The organism is Pseudomonas kribbensis, assembly GCF_003352185.1.
GTDB lineage: Bacteria > Pseudomonadota > Gammaproteobacteria > Pseudomonadales > Pseudomonadaceae > Aquipseudomonas > Aquipseudomonas kribbensis.
In genome coordinates this window covers 6,001,109-6,024,575 of record NZ_CP029608.1, presented here as the reverse complement: position 1 = coordinate 6,024,575, position 23,467 = coordinate 6,001,109, and the positions used below count along the sequence as shown (strand labels likewise).

20 protein-coding genes are annotated in these 23,467 nt (G+C 61.9%); 14 read left to right on the top strand and 6 right to left on the bottom strand.

The window, feature by feature from the left end; genetic code table 11:
* Nucleotides 1-64 precede the first annotated feature (64 nt).
* From DLD99_RS27630 to gcvH, 3 genes are all read left to right on the top strand, one after another.
* Complete coding sequence (locus DLD99_RS27630; RefSeq protein ID WP_114886211.1) at nt 65-1,681, top strand: ABC transporter permease; 1,617 nt, start codon at nt 65-67, stop codon at nt 1,679-1,681.
* A gap of 156 nt (nt 1,682-1,837) precedes the next feature.
* The gene (gene gcvT, locus DLD99_RS27625) at nt 1,838-2,920 is read left to right on the top strand and encodes a glycine cleavage system aminomethyltransferase GcvT (RefSeq protein ID WP_114886209.1); all 1,083 of its coding nucleotides are present in this window, start codon (nt 1,838-1,840) and stop codon (nt 2,918-2,920) included.
* A gap of 48 nt (nt 2,921-2,968) precedes the next feature.
* A complete protein-coding gene (gene gcvH, locus DLD99_RS27620) occupies nt 2,969-3,352 on the top strand; it encodes a glycine cleavage system protein GcvH (protein WP_114886207.1) in 384 nt (127 codons plus the stop codon).
* Between the two features lie 70 nt (nt 3,353-3,422).
* Here gcvH and DLD99_RS27615 read toward each other — a convergent pair whose 3' ends face one another.
* Complete coding sequence (locus tag DLD99_RS27615; protein WP_114886205.1) at nt 3,423-4,565, bottom strand: DegT/DnrJ/EryC1/StrS family aminotransferase; 1,143 nt, start codon at nt 4,563-4,565, stop codon at nt 3,423-3,425.
* Nucleotides 4,566-4,721: 156 nt separating this feature from the next.
* Between DLD99_RS27615 and gcvP the strand changes: the two genes are divergently transcribed.
* The gene (gene gcvP, locus DLD99_RS27610; RefSeq protein ID WP_114886203.1) at nt 4,722-7,595 is read left to right on the top strand and encodes an aminomethyl-transferring glycine dehydrogenase; all 2,874 of its coding nucleotides are present in this window, start codon (nt 4,722-4,724) and stop codon (nt 7,593-7,595) included.
* 54 nt (nt 7,596-7,649) lie between these two features.
* Here gcvP and DLD99_RS27605 read toward each other — a convergent pair whose 3' ends face one another.
* From DLD99_RS27605 to DLD99_RS27595, 3 genes are all read right to left on the bottom strand, one after another.
* A complete protein-coding gene (locus DLD99_RS27605) occupies nt 7,650-7,967 on the bottom strand; it encodes a DUF2388 domain-containing protein (protein WP_007951791.1) in 318 nt (105 codons plus the stop codon).
* Nucleotides 7,968-8,036: 69 nt separating this feature from the next.
* Nucleotides 8,037-9,821, bottom strand: coding sequence for a type IV pilus assembly ATPase TfpB (tfpB, locus tag DLD99_RS27600; RefSeq protein ID WP_114886200.1), 1,785 nt, complete (start codon nt 9,819-9,821; stop codon nt 8,037-8,039).
* Nucleotides 9,822-9,911: 90 nt separating this feature from the next.
* Nucleotides 9,912-10,250: a hypothetical protein gene (locus DLD99_RS27595; protein WP_085708982.1), complete on the bottom strand. Its 339-nt coding sequence runs from the start codon at nt 10,248-10,250 to the stop codon at nt 9,912-9,914.
* A gap of 126 nt (nt 10,251-10,376) precedes the next feature.
* Between DLD99_RS27595 and DLD99_RS27590 the strand changes: the two genes are divergently transcribed.
* Nucleotides 10,377-10,847: an Lrp/AsnC family transcriptional regulator gene (locus tag DLD99_RS27590; RefSeq protein ID WP_007951785.1), complete on the top strand. Its 471-nt coding sequence runs from the start codon at nt 10,377-10,379 to the stop codon at nt 10,845-10,847.
* Between the two features lie 84 nt (nt 10,848-10,931).
* Here DLD99_RS27590 and DLD99_RS27585 read toward each other — a convergent pair whose 3' ends face one another.
* Nucleotides 10,932-12,302 (bottom strand): CYTH domain-containing protein, encoded by a 1,371-nt coding sequence (locus tag DLD99_RS27585; RefSeq protein WP_085708983.1) that lies wholly within the window; start codon nt 12,300-12,302, stop codon nt 10,932-10,934.
* Nucleotides 12,303-12,458: 156 nt separating this feature from the next.
* Between DLD99_RS27585 and argE the strand changes: the two genes are divergently transcribed.
* Nucleotides 12,459-13,607 (top strand): acetylornithine deacetylase, encoded by a 1,149-nt coding sequence (argE, locus tag DLD99_RS27580; protein ID WP_114886198.1) that lies wholly within the window; start codon nt 12,459-12,461, stop codon nt 13,605-13,607.
* A 135-nt stretch (nt 13,608-13,742) separates the two neighbouring features.
* Complete coding sequence (gene argA / locus DLD99_RS27575) at nt 13,743-15,041, top strand: amino-acid N-acetyltransferase (RefSeq protein ID WP_007951778.1); 1,299 nt, start codon at nt 13,743-13,745, stop codon at nt 15,039-15,041.
* Between the two features lie 81 nt (nt 15,042-15,122).
* On the opposite strand, the gene tauA is transcribed toward argA, so the two are convergent.
* Nucleotides 15,123-16,112 (bottom strand): taurine ABC transporter substrate-binding protein, encoded by a 990-nt coding sequence (tauA, locus tag DLD99_RS27570; RefSeq protein WP_114886811.1) that lies wholly within the window; start codon nt 16,110-16,112, stop codon nt 15,123-15,125.
* Between the two features lie 365 nt (nt 16,113-16,477).
* Between tauA and DLD99_RS27565 the strand changes: the two genes are divergently transcribed.
* The 7 genes from DLD99_RS27565 to ssuB all read left to right on the top strand — a co-directional run bounded on the left by DLD99_RS27565 (nt 16,478) and on the right by ssuB (nt 23,466).
* Nucleotides 16,478-17,803, top strand: a complete 1,326-nt coding sequence (locus DLD99_RS27565; protein ID WP_114886196.1) for an OprD family porin — start codon at nt 16,478-16,480, stop codon at nt 17,801-17,803.
* Nucleotides 17,804-18,096: 293 nt separating this feature from the next.
* A complete protein-coding gene (locus DLD99_RS27560; RefSeq protein ID WP_085708987.1) occupies nt 18,097-18,735 on the top strand; it encodes a peroxiredoxin in 639 nt (212 codons plus the stop codon).
* 298 nt (nt 18,736-19,033) lie between these two features.
* Complete coding sequence (gene ssuE / locus DLD99_RS27555; RefSeq protein ID WP_085708988.1) at nt 19,034-19,627, top strand: NADPH-dependent FMN reductase; 594 nt, start codon at nt 19,034-19,036, stop codon at nt 19,625-19,627.
* An 89-nt stretch (nt 19,628-19,716) separates the two neighbouring features.
* Nucleotides 19,717-20,697, top strand: coding sequence for a sulfonate ABC transporter substrate-binding protein (locus DLD99_RS27550; RefSeq protein WP_114886194.1), 981 nt, complete (start codon nt 19,717-19,719; stop codon nt 20,695-20,697).
* A 25-nt stretch (nt 20,698-20,722) separates the two neighbouring features.
* Entirely contained in the window at nt 20,723-21,871 is a 1,149-nt protein-coding gene (gene ssuD / locus DLD99_RS27545; RefSeq protein WP_114886192.1) for an FMNH2-dependent alkanesulfonate monooxygenase, read from the top strand.
* A gap of 9 nt (nt 21,872-21,880) precedes the next feature.
* Nucleotides 21,881-22,663, top strand: a complete 783-nt coding sequence (gene ssuC, locus DLD99_RS27540; protein WP_114886190.1) for an aliphatic sulfonate ABC transporter permease SsuC — start codon at nt 21,881-21,883, stop codon at nt 22,661-22,663.
* A complete protein-coding gene (ssuB, locus tag DLD99_RS27535) occupies nt 22,660-23,466 on the top strand; it encodes an aliphatic sulfonates ABC transporter ATP-binding protein (protein WP_114886188.1) in 807 nt (268 codons plus the stop codon). Before ssuC ends, ssuB begins: the two co-directional genes overlap by 4 nt.
* The last annotated feature ends 1 nt before the right edge of the window (nt 23,467 follow it).

The window sequence follows — 23,467 nt, the reverse complement described above, 5'->3', positions numbered from 1 at the left end:
CGCAGCGTCACACGATAAGTGCCCACGCCATGCGTGGGCACAATCATTCAACGAGAGTCTTTCCTTGGCCCACCCCGCCCAACGCCGCTGGTATCCCATCGTCTTCGCCATCGCCGCGTTGGTGCTGCTCCCCCTCAGCGTCCTGCTGTTGTCGTGGCAGACCATCGACCAGCAGATCTGGTCGCACCTGTGGGAAACCCAGATGCCGCGCCTGCTGGGCAACACCCTGACGCTGGTCTTCGGCGTAGGTGTCGGTGTGACGCTGATTGGTGTGAGCCTCGCCTGGCTCACCAGCCTCTGTGAATTCCCCGGCCGACGCTGGCTCGACTGGGCGCTGATGCTGCCGTTCGCAATCCCGGCCTACGTGCTGGCGTTCGTGTTCGTCGGCCTGCTGGATTTCGCAGGCCCCGTGCAAAGCCTGCTGCGCGAATGGTTCGGAACCGGCCTGCGTCTGCCGCGAGTGCGCTCCACCGGTGGGGTGATTCTGGTGTTGGTGCTGGTGTTCTACCCCTACGTTTATCTGCTGGCGCGCACCGCATTTCTCGCCCAAGGCAAAGGCCTGATGGAAGCGGCGCGGGTGCTCGGCCAGTCACCGTGGCAGGCGTTCTGGCGCGTGGCATTGCCGATGGCGCGACCGGCCATCGGCGCCGGTGTGGCGCTGGCCTTGATGGAAACCCTGGCGGATTTCGGCGCAGTGTCGGTGTTCAATTTCGACACCTTCACTACCGCGATCTACAAGACCTGGTATGGCTTCTTCAGTCTGTCGAGCGCTGCGCAACTGGCCAGCCTGTTGCTGCTGGTGGTGATGCTGGTGCTGTACGGCGAACGCCGCGCCCGGGGTGCCAATCGGGCGAGTAACGAGCGGCCGCGGGTCAAGGCGTTGTATCACCTGCGCGGGCCCAAGGCCTGGGCGGCGACCGGCTGGTGCGGTCTGGTGTTTGCCTGTGCGTTTGTCATCCCGGTGCTGCAACTGCTGGTGTGGTTCTGGCAGCGCGGGCGTTTCGATCTGGATGAGCGTTACGCCGGGCTGATTCTGCACACCCTGTATCTGGGCGGCATGGCGGCGTTGATCACGGTCAGTGTGGCGATGTTGCTGGCATTCGCCCGGCGACTGGCACCGACTCCGGCAATCCGTTCCGGCGTCAGTCTGGCCAACCTCGGCTACGCGTTGCCGGGCTCGGTGCTGGCGGTGTCGATCATGCTGGCGTTCAGTTATCTGGATCGCGAACTGGTGATTCCACTGTCCGGCTGGCTCGGCGGTGCGGGCAAGCCGTTGCTGCTGGGCAGTCTGGCGGCGTTGCTGATGGCTTATCTGGTGCGCTTCGTGGCGGTGGCCTATGGGCCGCTGGAAAGCAGTCTGGCGCGTATACGGCCCTCTTTGCCTGAAGCGGCACGTAGCCTGGGTGTCAGTGGGCCGCGACTGTTTTTCAAAGTGTATCTGCCGTTGTTGCTGCCCGGCACCCTCAGCGCCGCGTTGCTGGTGTTCGTCGATGTGCTCAAGGAAATGCCTGCAACCCTGCTGATGCGCCCGTTTGGCTGGGACACGCTGGCCGTGCGCATCTTCGAGATGACCAGCGAGGGCGAATGGGCGAGGGCATCGTTGCCGGCGCTGACGCTGGTGCTGGTCGGGTTGTTGCCGGTCATCGGACTTATCCGGCGCTCGGCGCATCGAAACACTTAGTAGTGAGTCATGAATCATGCGGCTACAATGCGCGGCATTCGGTGCGGTCCGTCTGACAGACCCTGTCGCTGAAATCGGCTGAGAGCCTTCTCTTTCGGGGCTTTCGAACCGTGCAGCAGCGCTCCGCACCTTCGCCACGCCCGGAAGGAGAAACCCATGGGACAGCGTACGCCTCTGTATGACCTGCATCTCGCCCTAGGCGCGAAGATGGTCGATTTTGGCGGTTGGGACATGCCACTGCATTACGGCTCGCAGGTCGAGGAGCACCACGAGGTGCGCCGCGATTGCGGGGTGTTCGATGTATCCCACATGACCGTGATCGATGTCGCCGGTAATCAGGCCAAGGCCTGGCTCCAGCATTTGCTGGCCAACGACGTCGAACGCCTGCACAGCCCCGGCCGTGCGTTGTACAGCACCATGCTCAACGAGCGCGGCGGCATCGTCGACGACATGATCGTCTATCGCCTCGAGGACGGTTACCGACTGGTGGTCAACGCCTCGACCCGCGATCAGGACCTGGCGTGGATGCAGGCTCATCTCACCGGCTTCGACGTGCAGCTGCAAGAGCGCACGGATCTGGCGATGCTCGCCATTCAAGGCCCCCATGCCCGGCACAAGATTGCCGAACTGGTGACCCAGTCCCGCGCCAATCTGATCCAGATGCTCAAGCCGTTCGAAGGCCAGGTTGATGGCGACTGGTTCATTGCCCGCACCGGTTACACCGGTGAGGACGGTCTGGAAATTGCCCTGCCGGCCGATCAGGCCCCCGGCTTCTTCAACGATCTGGTGGGCGCCGGCATTTCTCCCATTGGCCTCGGTGCCCGCGACACCTTGCGGGTGGAAGCCGGGATGAACCTCTACGGACAGGACATCCATCAGGACGTTTCGCCGCTGGCCTCGAACATGGCCTGGAGCATCGCCTGGGAACCGGCCACACGACGGTTCATCGGTCGCGATGCGCTGGAAGCGGAAAAAACCGCCGGCGTGCAGCACAAACTGGTGGGTCTGGTGCTCGAGGAACGCGGGGTTTTGCGTGCGCATCAGGTGGTTCGTATCGCTGATGTTGGCGAAGGAGAGATCACCAGTGGTAGTTTCTCTCCTACGCTTAGCAAGTCGATTGCCCTGGCGCGTGTACCGATGGCGACTGCCGACCGCGCCGAAGTGGAAATCCGTGGCAAGTGGTATCCGGTGCGAGTGGTCAAACCGACCTTCGTCCGTCACGGCAAAACCTTGATCTAACCTTTTCCGGCGGGCACGACCGCTGACAATTTCTTGAGGACACCGAGCATGAGCAATATCCCCGCCGACCTGCGTTTTGCCGAAAGTCATGAATGGGCGCGCCTGGAAGCCGACGGCACCGTCACCGTGGGCATCAGCGATCACGCACAGCAAGCGCTGGGCGACGTGGTGTTTGTCGAGCTGACTGAAGCCGGCAAGGTGTTTGCTGCCGGTGAAGCGGCGGGTGTTGTCGAGTCGGTGAAGGCCGCTTCCGACATCTACGCCCCGGTCGGCGGTGAAGTGATCGCGGTCAACAATGAGCTGGCGGATTCGCCGGAGCTGCTGAACGAAGAGCCGTACAGCTCGTGGATCTTCAAGCTCAAGCCAAGCGACAAGGCCGAGCTGGACAAGCTGCTCGACGCTGCCGCCTACAAGGCCGTCATCGGCGAATAAGCTTCAGGCAATGCCGCAAAGCCCCGATCCGTCGGGGCTTTTTTGTGGCCGCAGCTTTCTATTGCGCGGCTCAGGCGTTGCCCAGCACCGCCTTGACCGCCGCCACCGAGCGCTCGACATCGGCCTTGGTCATGGTCGTGAACATCGGCAACGACACGATCAACCGGCCCACGCGCTCGGCCACCGGCAACATGCCTTCCTTGAAACCGCGCTCGCGGTACAGGCTCAACAAGTGGATCGGCGGATAGTGATAACCGATGCCGATACCCAGCGCCTGAATCTGCTCCATGAACGTGGCCCGCGCCGGCAAACCGTCCTTGCGCTCCGGCAACACCAGCTGGAACAAGTGCCAGTTGCTGTTGGTGAAATCGGCCGGCGGCAGTTGTGCGCCGTACTTGACTTCGAAGTCGTCGCCAAAGCATTTGAAGTAGTGGCGGGCCAGTTCCTGACGGTGAGCAGTCAGCGCTTCGATGTGGGCGAACTGGCCGAGGCCGATGGTCGCTGCGATGTCAGTCATGTTGAACTTGCCGCCCAGCACATCGACATCCAGGCCGTCGAAGCCGGTGCGGGTGACGCCCTGCAGGCGATATTTCTCCGCCAGACGCGCTTCCTCGGGTGTGTTCAGCACCAGGCAGCCACCTTCGGAGCAGGTCACGTTCTTGTTGGCCTGGAAGCTGAATGACACGAAGTCGCCGGTGGCACCGATGCGCTGGCCGTTCCAGCTCGAACCCAGGGCCTGGGCGGCGTCTTCGATGATGCGCAGATTGTGCTTTTTGGCGATGGCGTACAGGCGCTCCATGTCCACCGGCAGCCCGGCGAGGTAGACCGGGATGACAGCTTTGGTGCGCGGCGTGATGGCCGCTTCCAGTTTATCCAGGTCGATGTTGCGGGTGACCGGATCGATGTCGGCGAACACCGGGGTAGCGCCCACTTCAAGAATCACGTTGGCCGTGGCCACCCAGGAGATCGGCGTGGTGATCACTTCGTCACCCGGTCCGATGCCGGCGATGCGCAGGGCAATCTCCATGGTGCAGGTGCCGGAGTTGAAGGTGCGTACCGGACGCCCGCCGAAATACTCCGACAGTTGCGCTTCGAAGGCCTGGACCTTCGGCCCGCTGGTGATCCAGCCGGAACGCAGGACATCGCCGACGGCGGCGATGGTGGCTTCGTCGATGACAGGTTTGGAAAACGGCAGAAACGGCAGTTGGCTCATGAGGATTCGATCATCCAAGGGTTGGGCGCGTGTTACAGGTGCCACAGCATGCCCCGTTCGACCACCCGCCGCCAAGCCGTCCGCGACGGGATCGACTGCTATGCTGGTTTGACCGTGTTGCATTGACGCCGAGCGCCAGCCAAGAGAGAGCCCGTCATGTCCCAGTTGCCATCCTTGAGCCAGTTACGCGACCCCCATGCCTTCCTGCGCCGTCACCTCGGCCCCGATGCCGCCGAGCAGCAGGCGATGCTCGACAGCCTGGGCCTGGGCAGCCGGATCGAACTGATCGAGCAGACTGTCCCGCCCGCCATTCGCCTCAACCGTGATCTTGACCTGCCGCCCGCGCTGGACGAGCAGGCCGCGCTGGCGAAACTGCGCGGGTACGCCGAACAGAATCAGGTCTGGACCAGCCTGATCGGCATGGGTTACCACGGCACCCTCACGCCGACGGTCATACTGCGCAACGTGCTGGAAAATCCCGGCTGGTACACCGCCTATACGCCGTACCAACCGGAAATCGCCCAGGGCCGGCTCGAAGCGTTGCTCAACTTCCAGCAGCTGACCGTCGACCTCACCGGTCTGGAGCTGGCCAACGCCTCGTTGCTCGATGAAGCCACTGCGGCCGCCGAGGCCATGGCGCTGGCCAAGCGTGTGGCGAAGTCGAAGAGCAATCTGTTTTTCGTCGATGAAAACTGTCATCCGCAAACCATTTCCGTGGTGCAGACTCGCGCCGAAGGCTTCGGTTTCGAGCTGATCATCGACGCTGTGGATAACTTGAAACAGCACCAGGTATTCGGCGCACTGCTGCAATACCCCGACACCCACGGCGAGGTCCGCGACCTGCGTCCGTTGATCGATCACCTGCATGCGCAACAGGCGCTGGCCTGTGTCGCGGCCGACTTGCTGAGTCTGTTGTTGCTGACGCCACCAGGCGAATTGGGTGCGGACGTGGTGTTCGGCTCATCCCAGCGTTTCGGCGTGCCGATGGGGTACGGCGGGCCGCATGCGGCGTTTTTCGCCAGTCGCGAGGAATACAAACGGGCGATTCCCGGACGCATCATCGGTGTCTCGAAAGATGCGCGGGGCAACGTTGCGCTGCGCATGGCCCTGCAGACCCGCGAGCAGCATATTCGTCGGGAGAAGGCCAATTCGAACATCTGCACCGCTCAAGTGCTGCTGGCCAACATCGCCAGTTGCTACGCGGTGTACCACGGGCCGGAAGGCCTCAAGCGTATTGCCCAGCGAGTCCATCGGCTGACCTGCATCCTCGCTGCCGGCCTTGAGCGGCATGGCATCAAGCGCATCAACGAGCATTATTTCGACACGTTGACCCTGGACGTCGGTGGCGCGCAGACCGCGATCATCGAAAGCGCTCAGGCTGCGCAGATCAATCTGCGGATTCTCGGTCGCGGCCACCTGGGCCTGAGCCTCGATGAAACCTGTGACGAGAGCACCGTCGGCAAACTGTTCGATGTACTGCTGGGTGTCGATCATGGGCTCAACGTCGAGGAACTCGACGCCGAAGCGTTGGTTTCCGGGATTCCTGACAACCTGCAACGCAGCTCGCCGTACCTGCGCCACCCGGTGTTCAACGCCCATCACAGCGAAACCGAGATGCTGCGCTACCTCAAGCAACTGGAGAACAAGGATCTGGCGCTCAACCAGTCGATGATCCCGCTGGGCTCCTGCACCATGAAACTCAACGCCACCAGCGAGATGATCCCGATCACCTGGCCGCAGTTCGCCAACCTGCACCCGTTCGTGCCCCGGGAACAGGCCGTCGGTTACACGCTGATGATCGAAGAGCTGGAACGCTGGTTATGCGCGATCACTGGGTTCGATGCGATCTGCATGCAGCCCAACTCCGGGGCCCAGGGCGAATACGCCGGGTTGCTGGCGATCCGCAAATACCACGAAAGCCGCCACCAGGGCGGGCGCGACATCTGCCTGATCCCGTCTTCGGCTCACGGCACCAATCCGGCCTCGGCGCAAATGGCCGGGATGCGCGTGGTGATCGTCGAGTGCGACGAGGCGGGCAACGTCGATCTCGATGACCTGAAATCCAAGGCATCCGAGGCGGGAGACAAGTTGTCGTGCCTGATGGCGACCTATCCGTCGACCCACGGCGTGTACGAGGAGGGCATCAGCGAAATCTGCGAAGTTATCCACAAGCACGGCGGCCAGGTGTACATGGACGGCGCCAACCTCAATGCCCAGGTCGGGCTGGCGCGGCCGGCGGACATCGGCGCCGACGTCTCGCACATGAACCTGCACAAGACCTTCTGCATTCCCCACGGCGGAGGCGGGCCGGGCATGGGCCCGATCGGCATTCGCGCGCATCTGGCGCCGTTCGTCGCCAATCACCCGGTGGTGCCGATCGACGGCCCGCAGCCGCAGAACGGCGCAGTGAGTGCAGCGCCCTGGGGCAGTGCGAGCATTTTGCCGATCAGCTGGATGTACATCGCCATGATGGGGCCGCAACTGGCGGACGCCAGCGAAGTGGCGATCCTTGCGGCGAATTACCTGGCGCAGCATTTGTCCGGCGCCTTTCCGGTGCTCTACACCGGGCGTAATGATCGGGTCGCCCACGAGTGCATTCTGGATCTGCGGCCGCTGAAAGCGCAGACCGGCATCAGTGAGGAAGACATCGCCAAGCGCCTGATGGATTACGGCTTCCACGCGCCGACCATGTCTTTCCCGGTGCCGGGCACCTTGATGGTCGAGCCGACCGAGAGTGAATCCAAGGCTGAACTGGACCGATTCATCGGCGCCATGTTGAGCATCCGTGCGGAAATCACCGAAGTGCAGAACGGCAACTGGCCGGCCGAGGACAATCCGCTCAAGCGGGCACCGCATACGCTGGCCGATGTCACCGGCGTCTGGGAACGGCCCTACAGCATCGAGCAGGGCATCACGCCGGATGCGCACACCAAGGCGCATAAGTATTGGCCGGCGGTAAACCGGGTGGACAACGTCTATGGCGACCGCAATCTGTTCTGCGCCTGCGTGCCGGTGGACGATTACCGCTGATCGGCGGACAAAAAAATGCCGCTCAAATGAGCGGCATTTTTGTGGGCGACAGATTTATTCCGAAGCCACGGCGTTCTTCGCCAGAATCGCGTTCGCCAGTTCCATGTCCGTCGCCTGCAGGCCCGGGTTGTCGGCGCGGACTTTCTGCATGGCGGCTTCCAGGTACGGGCCACGGATGCCGCCATCGCTGGCAACGAAACTGCCGGCGTCGTCCTGGGCGGCGACGATCAGTTTGTGATCCTTGAAGGTCAGGTACGTCGAGCCGGTGGTGGCGCCGGACGAAATGACGTTACGCCAAAAGCTGTCAGCCATTGCCGAACCGACGGGCAGAGACAGCAGGGCAAGGGTGGCGACAGCAAGTTTGAGACGCATGAGGGATGACTCCACTGGTGTTGAATAACGGCTTGGATCGTCATTTCGTCGATCCGGTTCCGTGAAGGGCTATTTCTGCTCGCTCTGCGGCGTCACCCGCAGCACCTCCTCGATGGTCGTCAGCCCCGCTGCGACTTTCTGCGCGCCGGACAGCCGCAGACTGCGCATGCCTTCCTTGAAAGCCTGGCGGCGGAGCGCGGTCAGATCGGTATCGGGGCTGATCAGCCCCTTGAGGCTGTCGGTCAGTTGCATGATTTCGTAGACCCCGGCGCGGCCGTGATAGCCGGTGTCGCGGCATTCCAGGCAGCCGATGGCCCGTTGCGCGTTGCCCGGCAGCGGCGCCTGCCACGGCCGGGTCAGGGTTTGCCAGTCCTCTTCGGCGACAGGCAGCGGTGCCTTGCAGTGCGGACACAGTGTGCGCACCAGACGCTGGGCCATGACCCCGAGCACCGTGGCCTTGATCAAATAATGCGGCACGCCGAGTTCCAGCAGACGGCTGATGGCGCTCGGTGCATCGTTGGTGTGCAGGGTCGAGAGCACCAGGTGTCCGGTCAATGCGGCCTGGATCGCCATTTCGGCGGTCTCCAGGTCGCGGATCTCGCCGATCATGATGATGTCCGGGTCCTGCCGCATCAGCGCTCGCACCCCGGCGGCGAAGGTCAGGTCGATGTTGTGCTGCACCTGCATCTGGTTGAAGGCCGGCTCGACCATTTCGATCGGGTCCTCGATGGTGCAGAGGTTGACCTCCGGGGTCGCTAGCTTTTTCAGGGTGGTGTAGAGCGTGGTGGTCTTGCCCGAACCGGTCGGGCCGGTCACCAGAATGATGCCGTTGGGCTGCCGGGTCATGTCCTGCCAGCGCCGCAGGTCGTCGGCGGAAAAACCGAGCTGGTCGAAATCCTTGAGCAGCACTTCCGGGTCGAAGATCCGCATCACCATCTTTTCGCCGAACGCGGTGGGCAGGGTCGACAGGCGCAGCTCGACCTCGCCGCCGTCCGGGGTCTTGGTCTTGACCCGGCCGTCCTGGGGTTTGCGCTTCTCGGCGACGTTCATCCGACCGAGGCTTTTCAGGCGACTGACGATAGCCATCGTCACCTGCGGCGGAAACTGATAGACGTTGTGCAGCACGCCGTCGATGCGAAAGCGCACCGTGCCTTGCTCGCGGCGTGGCTCGATGTGGATATCGCTGGCCCGCTGCTGGAAGGCGTACTGGAACAGCCAGTCGACGATGTTGACGATGTGCGCGTCGTTGGCGTCCGGCTCCTGATCGCTGGCGCCGAGGTTGAGCAGTTGTTCGAAGTTGCCGAGGTTGCTGCCCGGCTGGTCGGCGTTGCTGGCGCCGCTGACCGATTTGGCGAGGCGAAAGAACTCGACGCTGAAGCGCTGGATGTCCGCCGGATTGGCCACCACCCGTTTGACCGGCAGTTTCAGCACGTGGGTCAGATCGGCTTCCCAGCCCCTGACGTAAGGCTGGGCACTGGCCACGGTCACCGCATCGCGATCAACCGACACCGCGAGGATCTTGTGGCGCTGGGCGAAGGCGTAGGACATCAGCGGCGTCACGGCGGCGACGTTGATCTTCAGCGGATCGATGCGCAGGTACGGCTGGCCGGCCTGCTGCGCCAGCCACAGGGTCAGGCTTTCCAGGTCCAGGTGCTTGCCCGGACGGCTGAGGTCGTCCAGTTGCTGGCCGGCGATGAATTCCAGCGGATGCACCTGCCCGTGGGTCGCCTGCCGACGGCGGGCATTCAGTGCGTGCTCGGCGGAATCCTGGCTGATGAAGCCTTGGGCGACCAGTTCACGCAATACATCATTGAGATCCAGCCAGCGGTCCTGAGTGGCGAGTTGAACGGACATGCGGGCTCCTTTTGAACGACAGTCCGCAAAGGATAGTCGTGGCCCCGCCGACCGTTGGGCCACTACCCGACAAAGGCGTTTCCGCTTTTGTCAGCCAGCCGCCTGAGCCGGCGCATCCCACGCCGCATCGGGGTTCTGCAGATTCACCGAGCAGACGCTGATCAGGTTACGAAGTTTTTCCGCGATCACCTGGGCGCGATGCCAGCTCAGGCCACCCATGACGATGTCGATGGACAGCAGGTCGTCCAGCCGCTGGACATTGACCTGTTCCGGGGTGAGGAACTGCAGGGCGAACAGGTTCAGCACCCGCACCAGCAGATCCGGTTCGGCCTCGGCCAGTATCTGGTACTGCGCAAGACAATGGGCGTTGCTGACGTTCCACACATCGGCACGGGGCGCTGGAGTGTTGACGGCTTCGAGGTGTGGCATGGCAGGTCTCCGGAATCAGTGGAGAAATTTTTACATTCGATGCCGGGCAATTCTTGTCTAAGATGAGCCGATTGGCCGGTTGATAGGGTGGATCAATTCGGTATTGGCTGCTTTTGAGGATTATTTATGCACAGTGAGCTGGACAGCTACGACCGACGCATTCTCGCCCTGCTGCAAGAGGACGCTTCCCTGTCCAGCGCACAGATCGCCGAACAGGTGGGCCTTTCGCAGTCGCCGTGCTGGCGGCGGATTCAGCGGATGAAGGAGGAGGGGATCATTCGCGGCCAGGTGACCTTGCTCGATCGCAAGAAAATCGGCCTGAACACGCAGATCTTCGCCGAAATCAAACTCAACGCCCACGGTCGCTCGAACTTCACCGAATTCACCGAGGCGATTCGCGGCTTTCCGGAAGTGCTGGAGTGCTACGTGTTGATGGGGGCGGTGGATTTCCTGCTGCGGATCGTCGCGGCGGACATCGAGGCGTATGAGCGGTTCTTCTTCGAGAAGCTGTCGCTGGTGCCGGGGATTCAGGAAGTGAACTCGATCGTGGCGCTGTCGGAGATCAAGTCGACGACGAGCTTGCCGGTACTGCGCTGAATGTGCTGGCCTCATCGCTAGCAGGCTAGCTCCCACAGTTGGAATCATTTCTTTGTGGGAGCGAGCCTGCTCGCGAAAGGGTTGTTACATGCGCAGCAGCATTTTCCAGGCGCGATTCTGGTAAACCGCGATCGCCTGATGCTTGCGTGCATCGAGCAGTTCATCGGTGATAGTCGGCTCGTTGGCCAGTTGCGCCAGTTTGTTCAGCTCGCCGTACAGACGATCCATTTCCGGGATTTCCAGCACGTTGCGCGCGTGGTGCAGCCAGACCTGGATGCGTTCGATGCGCGGCAGTTGCTCGGCCAGATCTTCCGGCTGCTGCTGATAACGCTGCAATTGCAGGGAAGTGGCTTCTTCGCCCAGCAGGCGCGGCAACCAGCTTTGCAATTGCGCGGCACCCTGGCGATTGCCACGGGTGTTGCGGTCGGCGGCCCAGGTGCGGGCCAGCAACCAGCGCGACGTGTTCAGCGAGAACAGGCCCCAGCGCGGGTCTTCCAGTTCTTCGAGGAACTGCTCTGGCGCGGCTTTGCGCACGTCTTCGTCTTCAAGGCCGACCTGCACCAGCGGGCGCCAGTCTTCCAGCAATGCATCCAGCGCCACACGCAGATCGTGGGTCGACTGACGCGGCGCAGCCTGGCCGAGGCTGCTCAGCAGGGCGCGCATTTCCGCGAGGCTTTCGACCCAGTCCTGCAGCAGGCGCCAGTGACCGTTGAAGCGATACTGTTCGGCCAGACGCTGGCTGCTGCCGAGCAAGTGCCAGCTCAGGGCGGCGAAGGCGTCGTCAAGCGGGGTTTCAGCGCTGATGGCCGGCGCCGGCAGGCTCAGCGAGTAGCTGTTGGCGTCGTACAGGCGATAGCCGCGCTCGGCCTTGCTGATATCGCAAGGCATCAGGGCCAGGGTTTCGGCCAGTTCGGCAGCGAGTTCCAGCAGCGCGGCAGGCTCGCCTTCGCGCAGTTCCAGTTCCAGCTCGCAGATTTCTTCTTTCTGCTTGCCGACCACCACGTGGCCCAGGTCCAGCGCGGCCTCGATGACCACTTTGGTCTTGCCACGGCCCCAGGCGATTTCGGCGCGCTCGCGGACGAAATCGGTGGTGAAGATTGGCTTCAGGGTTTTCTTGTCCAGCTCGGCGAGGGACTCGGGCCAGCATTCGCCGTCGAGTTTCTTCACATCGAGTTTGGCTTTGGGCAGGTGCCAGTCGTACTCGTTACGCTCGGACAGACCGGCGACGCTCTGGCCACGGGTCTTGAGGGTCTGAATCACTTCTTCGCCGTCCTTGCGCAGGCGCAGGGCAACCTTGGCCCGGGCCAGATCACGCTCGGGCGTGTCGAAGTATTGATTCATCAACTCACGGCGTTCCCAGCCACTTTTGTTGCGTTTTTTCAGTAGAGGGTGCTCGCGCAGGGCGGCGAGGGTTTCGCGGCTGACGCGGAGTTTGATTTCGGTTTCTTTCTGCATGGCCGGAAAATCCAGGATCGGGAGCGCAGCCGGGGGAATGTGTGGCTGCCAAGGTCGTGCAGTGTACAGGACTGAACCTTCCTACGCTTTGCGGCGGTTTATTCTCGGCGCCGGATGGTTCTATGATGGACTTCAATCCGGGAGTTGGAGTCAGCGATGCCTTTGCCATCCATGCAAGACCAGTTCGCTGCACTGATCGCCGTGCCGTCGGTCAGTTGCACCCAACCGAACCTGGATCAATCCAACCGGGCGGTGATCGACCTGCTCGCCGGATGGCTGGGAGATCTGGGCTTCAGTTGCGACATCCAGCAGGTCAGTCCCGGCAAGTTCAACCTGCTCGCCAGTTTCGGCAGCGGTCCCGGCGGGCTGGTACTGGCCGGGCACAGCGACACGGTGCCCTACGACGATGCATTGTGGAAAACCGACCCGCTGAAACTCACCGAAGTCGACGGCCGCTGGGTCGGCCTCGGCAGTTGCGACATGAAGGGCTTTTTCGCCCTGATCATCGAAGCCGTGCAACCGCTGCTCGACCAGCCGTTCAAGCAACCGCTGCTGATCCTCGCCACCTGCGATGAAGAAAGCTCGATGTCCGGTGCCCGGGCGCTGGCCGAAGCAGGTCAGCCGCTGGGCCGGGCGGCGGTGATCGGCGAGCCGACCGGGCTCAAGCCGATCCGCATGCACAAGGGCATCATGATGGAGCGCATCGATATCCTCGGGCAGAGCGGCCATTCGTCGGATCCGCGCCTGGGGCACAGCGCTCTCGAAGCCATGCACGACGCCATCGGCGAACTGCGTGGTCTGCGTCTGCTGTGGCAACGCGAATTCAACAACCCGCAGTTCAGTGTGCCGCAGCCGACCATGAATTTCGGCTGCATCCATGGAGGCGACAACCCCAATCGCATCTGTGGCCAGTGTTCGCTGGAGTTCGATCTGCGGCCGTTGCCGGGGATGGACCCGAAGGTGCTGCGAGCCGAGATCCTGCGCAAGCTCAACCCGGTCGCCGAGCGGCATCAGGTGAAGATCGATTACGCGCCGCTGTTCCCCGAGGTGCCGCCGTTCGAGCAGTCCGAGGACGCCGAGCTGGTGCGAATCGCCGAAAAACTCACCGGCCATGCGGCCGAAGCGGTAGCGTTCGGCACCGAAGCGCCTTATCTTCAGCGCCTTGGCTGCGAAACCATCGTGCTCGGTCCCGGCGACATCGCCTGCGCCCACCAGCCGGACGAGTACCTTGAAATGTCACGTTTGCAGCCTACCGTGCATCTATTGCGGCAGTTGATCGAACATTACTGTCTCAAAGCTGTATAAATTGCCGTCCTGCCAACCCGTATTCATGAGGAGAGCGCGCGTGTCGCCAAGCCTGTTCCGACGATAACCATCAGCCCGCTGTGCGTTTTCCGTTTCGCCCTTTTTCCGGCTGCTATTTATTACAGGCCCAGGTTCATGCCCGAATACGTCAATTGGCTTCGTCACGCGTCTCCTTATATCAATGCCCACCGCGACTGCACCTTCGTTGTCATGCTGCCCGGCGACGGCGTGGAGCATCCGAATTTCGGCAACATCGTCCATGACATCGTGCTGCTGCACAGTCTTGGCGTGCGACTGGTGCTGGTGCACGGTTCCCGTCCACAGATTGAAACCCGTCTCGCCGCGCGCGGCCTGACCCCGCATTACCACCACGGCATGCGCATCACCGATGCCGCAACCCTTGAGTGCGTGATCGACGCGGTCGGTCAACTGCGAATCGCCATCGAAGCGCGGCTGTCGATGGACATGGCCTCGTCGCCGATGCAGGGCTCACGCCTGCGGGTGGCCAGCGGCAACCTGGTGACCGCGCGGCCGATCGGCGTGCTGGAAGGTGTCGACTATCACCACACCGGCGAAGTGCGCCGGGTCGACCGCAAGGGCATCAACCGCCTGCTCGACGAGCGCTCCATTGTGCTGCTGTCGCCGCTGGGTTACTCGCCGACCGGTGAAATCTTCAACCTGGCCTGCGAAGACGTCGCCACCCGCGCCGCCATCGATCTGGGTGCCGACAAGCTGCTGCTGTTCGGTGCCGACCTCGGTCTGATCGACGAAAACGGCAAACTGGTGCGCGAGCTGCGGCCGCAACAGGTGCCGGCGCACTTGCAGCGCCTGGGCAGCAACTATCAGGCGGAATTGCTGGATGCCGCCGCCGAAGCCTGCCGTGGCGGCGTGGCGCGTAGCCATATCGTCAGTTATGCCGAGGACGGCGCGCTGCTGACCGAACTGTTCACCCGCGACGGTGGCGGTACGCTGGTGGCCCAGGAACAGTTCGAACTGGTGCGCGAGGCGGCGATTGAAGACGTCGGTGGTCTGCTCGATCTGATCAGTCCTCTGGAAGAACAGGGGATTCTGGTGCGTCGTTCCCGTGAAGTGCTGGAGCGCGAGATCGAGCAGTTCAGCGTGGTCGAGCGCGAAGGGATGATCATCGCCTGTGCGGCGCTGTATCAGATTGCCGATTCGGATGCCGGTGAACTGGCGTGCCTGGCGGTGAATCCGGAATACCGCCATGGTGGTCGCGGTGACGAGTTGCTCGAGCGCATCGAGACCCGTGCCCGGGCGCAGGGCCTGAAGACGCTGTTCGTCCTCACCACCCGCACCGCCCACTGGTTCCGCGAGCGTGGGTTCGAGCCGAGCAGCGTCGAGCGCCTGCCGGCGGCCCGGGCTTCTCTCTATAACTATCAGCGCAATTCGAAGATCTTCGAGAAGTCCCTGTGATGTGACGCCCTCATCGCGAGCAGGCTCGCTCCCACATGGTTCAGTGAGCCTGTGTGGGAGCGAGCCTGCTCGCGATAGCGTTTATTCGGTTACAAACTTCGCACTGACATAAGGCGAGTAGTCGGGCAGTACGCTTTCGACCTTGCCTTGTTCCTTCAAAAATTTTGCCGTCTCGCCAATCGCTTTCGCCGTGCCGCCGTCCAGCAGCGCCGTGGTCTGTTGTGCCTTGGCGTCCGGGAAGGCCGAACCTGCGAGCAATTCCGGGACGTCGGCGGCGTTGGCACCGGTCAGTTTGGCGATTTTATGCACCGGCACCGAGTCGGCGGTCCAGCTGTCTTTATGGGCGGCGTAATCGGCGAACGAGTCCAGAGTCACCTTGGCGAATTTGGCCACGACCTCCGGATGCTTCTCGGCAAAGTCCTTGCGCGCGACCCAGACTTCGAACGTCGGCGCCCCCCACTGAGCGACCTGGGCCGCATCGGTCAGGGTCTTGCCGGTCTTGCGGATTTCACCCAGTGCCGGCGACCAGACAAAGGCGCCGTCGATGTCTCCGCGTTTCCAGGCCGCCGCGATTTCTGCGGGTTGCAGGTTCACCACTTTGACTTTCGAGGTGTCCAGGCCCCAGTGCTTGAGCGCGCCGAGCAGGCTGTAGTGGGAGGTGGAGACGAAGGGTGTGGCGATGGTCTTGCCCACCAGATCCTCGGGTTTGTCGATACCACTGCCGTTGCGCACCACCAGTGCTTCGGCGGCATTGATCTGTGCCGAAACGATGAAGGCGACAATCGGCAGGTTGCGCGAAGCGGCGGCCGCCAGCGGGCTGGAGCCGAGGTTGCCGATCTGTACGTCACCGGAGGCGATGGCTGTCACTACTTCCGGGCCGCTGTTGAAACGGCGCCAGTCGATTTTCTCGCCTATGGTCTTCTCGTAAACGCCGTCGGCCTGGGGGACTTTGCTTGGATCGATGCCGGTCTGGTAGCCGACAGTGAGGCTGGAAGCATGGACAGAAAAAGAAATCAGCGCTGACACACAAACTGTAACAAATTGACTAGATAGTGCACGTTTGGCCATGATGGCGTCGCCTTTTCGATAGGGTTTGACGAATCGGGGTTTCGCCAAAGCTAAACGATCTAAAAAAAGGCTAATAAATACCATTTAGGAATGAGCTTAGGCGCCGATACGCTGTATCCCGGTACAGATGGCCACTATCCAGCCATATTCCTGAATGGTATGAAAAAGAATGAATAAATTCTTTTTGGGTTTATCTGGAAGTCTTTACCCTGCAAGGACCAAATAACTGCGATTAGACCTTGGTCGTAGACGCACAAGGTTAAGATTGACTTGTCAGTCACGGTCTGGCGCTAATCGCGCATCTTAGGATCCAGGGGCATCAGACTCCGGACCAGGAACACAAGAATTAGAAACGAGAGGAGCTATACATGAACAAGTCCACCCTGGCTCTGGCCGTGGCGGTAGGGGTTATTGCGCAGCAGGCAGGCGCAGCCGGTTTCATCGAAGACAGCAAGGCCACACTGGGGCTGCGTAACTTCTACATCAACACTGACAACCGCGATGGCACTGGCCCGAACAAGAACGAAGAGTGGGGCCAAGGCTTCGATCTGCGTTTCATCTCGGGTTACACCCAGGGCACCGTCCAGTTCGGCGTTGACGCCATCGGCCTGTACGGTCTGCGTCTGGATTCCAGCCCGGACAAGAGCGGCAACTCGTCGGGTAGCGCTTCCGGCGGCACCATTTTCCCGAGCGATGGCAACCGTGCCGTGCATGACTTCGCCAGCCTGGGCCTGACCGGTAAGGTCAAGATCTCCCAGACCGAGCTGAAGATCGGTACCCTGATGCCGAACAACCCGGTCATCAAGTACAACGATGGTCGTCTGCTGCCACAAACCTTCACCGGTGGCGAGCTGAAGTCCAACGAAATCAAGGACCTGACCCTGACTGCCGGTCAGATCGAATCCGCCAAGGGCCGTAACTCCAGCAACGACGAAAACCTGTCGATCGCTGGTGCGAACGCCGGTTCGAACTACGACAAGGGCGTGTTCAGCAACAAGTTCTACTACGCCGGTGCTGACTACAAGCTGACCAAGGACCTGACCGCCTCGTACTACTACGGCGAGCTGAAAGAGTTCTACTCGCAGAACTTCCTGGGTCTGGTACACAACTGGGCCATCGGTCCAGGCGTACTGAAAAGCGACCTGCGCTACTACCGCAGCCGTGACAACGGCAACAACGGCGACACGCCTGCGTACTTCACCAGCGGCTACTACGGCGGCAACACCGTCAAGGGCAAGGTCGACAACGATCTGTACAGCTACCTGGCACTGTACTCGGTTGAAGGTCACACCTTCGGCGCCGGCTACCAGTACACCAAGGGCGACAGCGACTTCCCTTGGCTGAACCAGGGTGACGGTTCGTCCAACAGCACCATCACCGACATGCAGATCCAGAAGTTCGGTCGTGCCGGTGAGCGTACCTGGCAGGCTCGCTACGCCTATGACTTCGCCAAGGTCGGCGTACCTGGCCTGACCGCCGGTGTGATCTACCTGCGTGGCGATAACATCGACACTCCGCTGGGCGAAAAAACCGAGTGGGAACGTGACCTGACCGTTGGTTACGTGATTCCGGAAGGCCCGCTGAAGAACCTCGGCGTTGCCTGGAAGAACGCCATGTGGCGCACCGACCTGGCGAACACTCGTTCCCAGGACGAAAACCGCCTGATCGTCAGCTACTCGATCCCGCTGCTGTAATAGCGCTCGAGCAACCGACGTAAAAAAGCCCCGTCCGGCATCGCGCCGGACGGGGCTTTTGTGTTTTCGGGTCAGGCCCACCCCCGTAGACCTTTCCCGACATTTCCCTCTTTACAGCAACTCAAGGCCTTCTCGAACCTTGGGGCCGATGTTCGGCGCGTTGCCGGCGAGCGTCCAGTGAACAGAAGTTTAATATTCGTAAATGATCTAGATATCTAGTTATTTATTCTTTTTCTGAATGGCAAATTGCGAGCTACAGTTGAGGTCTCCAACAACTCATCAGGAGCAGCACCATGAGCCTCAGACTCGGCGATATCGCCCCCGATTTCGAACAGGATTCCAGCGCCGGCAAGATTCGTTTCCACGAGTGGCTCGGCAATAGCTGGGGCGTGCTGTTTTCCCATCCGGCGGACTTCACTCCGGTCTGCACCACCGAGCTGGGCTTCACCGCCAAGCTCAAGGATGAGTTCACCAAACGCGGCGTGAAAGCCATCGCGCTGTCGGTCGATCCGGTGGATTCGCACCACAAGTGGATCGAAGACATCAACGAAACCCAGAACACCATCGTCAATTTCCCGATCCTGGCCGATGCCGATCGCAAGGTGTCCGATCTTTACGACCTGATCCACCCGAACGCCAGCGATACCCTGACTGTGCGCTCACTGTTCGTGATCGATCCGAACAAGAAGATCCGCCTGACCATCACCTACCCGGCGAGCACCGGGCGCAACTTTCACGAGATTCTGCGGGTGATCGACTCGCTGCAGCTCACCGACAACTACAAGGTGGCCACCCCGGCCAACTGGCAGGACGGTGAAGAGGTGGTGATCGTGCCGTCGCTCAAGGATGAAGACGAAATCAAGCAACGCTTTCCGAAGGGCTACCGCGCGGTGAAGCCGTACCTGCGCCTGACGCCACAGCCGAACAAATAAAGTCCAATCGCCAGCAGGCTGGCTCCCACAAGGGCGCGTTCCAATGTGGGAGCCAGCCTGCTGGCGATGGCGGCGGTGAATGCTCCGCGCGCCTTCAGTTTGTAACCACGATGCAGGGTTTCAGGCCGTTTTGACGGCCTGTTTTTTTGCCCGGAGGAAAGTGAAACGTATATCTCTATAAAGAATAACCAAATGAATAAATATGATTTATAGATATATGAATCAGCTGATAAGGTCACTCTCATTGAAGCGAGATCGCAAACCGCGAATCGCCAGAAACACGCAAGGAATCATCTGAATGCTGGTCGTCTCACTCGGTGGCAGTCCCAGTCAACGCTCCCGTTCCGGGGTGTTGCTGGAGCGCTCGCAACGCTGGTTGCAGCAGCAAGGGGTGGAAGTGGTGAGTTATCAGGTGCGGGACTTTCCGGCCGAAGACCTGCTCCACGCCCGCTTCGACAGCCCGAAGGTGCTCGACCTGCTGCAACAGATTGAAAACGCCGATGGCTTGCTGATCGCCACCCCGGTCTACAAGGCGTCGTTCTCCGGTGCACTGAAGACCCTGCTCGATCTGCTGCCGGAACGCGCCCTGAACCACAAGATTGTCTTGCCGATGGCCACGGGCGGCAGCATCGCCCACATGCTGGTGGTCGATTACGCCCTCAAGCCGGTGCTGTCGGCGTTGAAGGCCCAGGAAATGCTGCAAGGGATTTTTGCCGAGGACAGCCAGATCGCCTACGGCGAGGGCAGTGCTGCGGCGCAGCTGGCGCCGGCTCTGGAGCAGCGACTGCATGAAGCGCTGGACCAGTTTGTCAGCGCCATGGCCCGCCGGCCGAAGCCGCTGGAGCCGGGGCTGTTGAATGAACGTTTGTTGAGTGCTCGCTGGAGCATTTGAGCCACATCGACACTTGAAGTACTGGCCTTACTCGCCCGTCAACGGGCAAGCAGGTGCAGCCAAAACCCAACAGCAAAAAGGAGAGCGCTATGCGCACTGTATTTTTGCGTCGTGGTCTGGTCGCTCTGTTTGCTGCGGCTGTGTCCTTCGGCGCCATCACTCAAGCCCAGGCCGAGACGCTTCGGATCGGTTATCAGAAATACGGCACGCTGGTGCTGCTCAAGGCCAAGGGCACCCTGGAAAAACGCCTCGCCGCCCAAGGCGTCGACGTGCAATGGACTGAATTCCCCGGCGGCCCGCAACTGCTGGAAGGCCTGAACGTCGGCTCGATCGACTTCGGCGTCACCGGTGAAACCCCGCCGGTCTTCGCCCAGGCAGCCGGTGCCGATCTGCTCTACGTGGCCTACGAGCCGCCGGCGCCGAACAGCGAAGCGATCCTCGTGCCGAAAGACTCACCGATCAAGTCGGTGGCGGATCTCAAGGGCAAGAAAGTCGCTCTGAACAAGGGCTCCAACGTCCACTACCTGCTGGTGCGTGCGCTGGAAGACGCCGGCCTCAAGTACACCGACATTCAAACCGTATTCCTGCCGCCGGCCGATGCTCGCGCCGCGTTCGAGCGTGGCAGCGTCGACGCCTGGGTCATCTGGGACCCGTACCAGGCCGCCGCCGAGCAACAACTGCAAGCGTACACCCTGCGTGACGGCAAAGGCATCGTCGACAACCACCAGTTCTATCTGGCGACCAAACCCTACGCAAAGAAAAATCCAGAGGTGATCAAGACCCTCGTGGAAGAAGTGCGCGCCGTTGGTGAGTGGTCCAAGGCCAACCCGCAAGACGTGACCCAACAGGTCGCGCCGCTGCTCGGCCTGCCGGCAGACATCACCCTGACTTCGGTGAAACGCCAGGGCTACGGCGCGCTGTTCCTGACCCCGGAAGTGGTCGCCGCGCAACAGAAAATCGCCGACACCTTCTACCAGCTCAAGCTGATTCCCAAGCCGTTGAGCATCAAGGACGTGATCTGGACCCCACCGGCCGCTGTGGCCCAAAGCTCGGTTACCCAAGCCCAGTAAATCGAATCCCCAAGGAGACCACTCCATGAGCCTCAACATCTTCTGGTTCCTGCCTACCCACGGCGACGGCCATTACCTTGGCACCGCCGAAGGCGCCCGCGCCGTCGACCACGGCTATCTGCAACAGGTCGCGCAAGCGGCGGATCGTCTGGGCTTCGGCGGCGTGCTGATTCCCACTGGCCGCTCCTGCGAGGACTCGTGGCTGGTGGCAGCGTCGCTGATCCCGGTGACCCAGCGTCTGAAGTTTCTGGTCGCCCTGCGCCCCGGGATCATTTCCCCGACGGTGGCGGCGCGTCAGGCTGCGACCCTGGATCGTCTGTCCGGCGGTCGTGCGCTGTTCAACCTGGTGACCGGCGGCGATCCGGAGGAGTTGGCCGGCGACGGTCTGTTCCTCGATCACGAAGCGCGCTATCAGGCGTCGGTGGAATTCACCCGGATCTGGCGCCGGGTGCTGGAAGGCCAGACCGTGGATTACGACGGCGAGCACATCAGCGTGAAGGGCGCCAAATTGCTCTATCCGCCAATCCAGCAACCGCGTCCGCCGCTGTATTTCGGTGGTTCGTCGGAAGCGGCGCAGGATCTGGCTGCCGAACAAGTGGAAATGGTCCTGACCTGGGGCGAGCCGCCAGCAGCGGTGGCCGAGAAGATCGAACAGGTTCGCGCCAAAGCGGCCAGGCTCGGTCGCACCGTACGCTTCGGTATTCGTCTGCATGTGATCGTGCGGGAAACCAACGCTGAAGCCTGGCAGGCAGCGGATCGCCTGATCTCGCATCTGGACGACGACACCATCAAACGCGCCCAGGCTTCGCTGGCGCGGTTCGATTCGGTCGGCCAGCAGCGCATGGCCGCGCTGCACGGTGGTAGCCGCGACAACCTCGAAGTCAGCCCGAACCTGTGGGCCGGCGTCGGTCTGGTGCGCGGCGGTGCCGGTACGGCACTGGTCGGTGATGGTCCGACCGTGGCGGCACGGGTGAAGGAATACGCGGCGCTGGGCATCGATACCTTCATCTTCTCCGGTTATCCACACCTCGAAGAGTCGTATCGCGTCGCCGAGCTGCTGTTCCCGCACCTTGACGTCGAGCGTCCGGAACTGCCGAAGAGCGCCGGTTATGTCAGCCCTTTCGGCGAGATGGTGGCCAACGACATCCTTCCCAAAGCCGCGTCCCAGAGCTGAGGCGCCGCCATGAAGAAATTTATCCACAGCCTCGCGCCCTGGGCGTTGCCGGTGTTGTTGCTGGTGGTGTGGCAGTTGTCGGTGTCGGCGGGCTGGTTGTCGACGCGGATTTTGCCGGCGCCGGTGGCGGTGATCGAAGCCGGCGTGAGCCTGGTGCGCAGCGGTGAAATCTGGACGCACCTGGCAATCAGCGGCTGGCGCGCCGCGCTGGGCTTCACCATCGGTGGCAGCATCGGCCTTGCGCTGGGCTTCATCACCGGTCTGTCGAAGTGGGGCGAACGCCTGCTCGACAGCTCGGTGCAGATGATTCGCAACGTGCCGCACCTGGCGCTGATTCCGCTGGTGATCCTGTGGTTCGGCATCGACGAGTCGGCGAAGATTTTTCTGGTGGCGTTGGGCACGTTGTTCCCGATCTACCTCAACACCTATCACGGCATCCGCAACGTCGACCCGGCGCTGGTGGAAATGGCGCGCAGTTATGGCCTGTCCGGTTTCAGCCTGTTCTGGCAGGTGATTCTGCCGGGTGCGCTGCCTTCGATTCTGGTCGGCGTGCGCTTCGCCCTGGGTTTCATGTGGCTGACGCTGATCGTGGCGGAAACCATCTCCGCCAGCTCAGGCATCGGTTACCTGGCGATGAATGCCCGTGAGTTCCTGCAGACCGACGTGGTGGTGCTGGCGATTCTGCTCTACGCGGTGCTCGGCAAACTGGCCGACCTCGCGGCCCGTGGCCTTGAACGTGTGTGGTTGCGTTGGCATCCGGCCTATCAAGTGGCGAAAGGAGGTGCGGCATGACGGCTCAACAACCTCCACGCCTGCTGCGCGGGATTCCGCTGGTGGTGCGCAACCTGCAGAAGACCTTCGGCGCGCGGCAGGTGCTGCGTGACATCGACCTGCACATTCCGGCGGGGCAGTTCGTCGCCGTGGTCGGGCGCAGTGGTTGTGGCAAAAGTACTTTGCTGCGCCTGCTCGCCGGCCTCGATCAGCCCACCGGCGGCGATCTGCTCGCGGGTGCCGCACCGCTCAGCGATGCCCGGGAAGACACCCGGCTGATGTTTCAGGAAGCACGGCTGCTGCCGTGGAAAAAGATCATCGACAACGTCGGTCTTGGCCTCAAGGGCAACTGGCTTCCACAAGCCCTGGAGGCGCTGGATGCGGTCGGTCTGGCGGATCGCGCCAATGAATGGCCGGCGGCATTGTCCGGCGGGCAGAAGCAGCGTGTGGCGCTGGCCCGGGCGCTGATCCATCAACCGCGTTTGCTGTTGCTCGATGAGCCGCTGGGCGCACTGGACGCGCTGACCCGGATCGAGATGCAGCAACTGATCGAACGTCTCTGGCAACAGCATGGTTTCACCGTGTTGCTGGTGACCCACGATGTCAGCGAAGCGGTGGCGATTGCCGACCGGGTGATTCTGATCGAGGACGGCGAAGTCGGTCTCGACCTGCAAGTGGAGCTGCCGCGCCCTCGGGTCCGTGGCTCCCATCGCCTGGCCGCGCTGGAAACCGAAGTGCTCAACCGTGTGTTGTCCCTGCCCGGCGAGCCGCCGGCGCCGGAACCCGTTTCACCCTTGCCTACGCAATTGCGCTGGGCGCAATGAA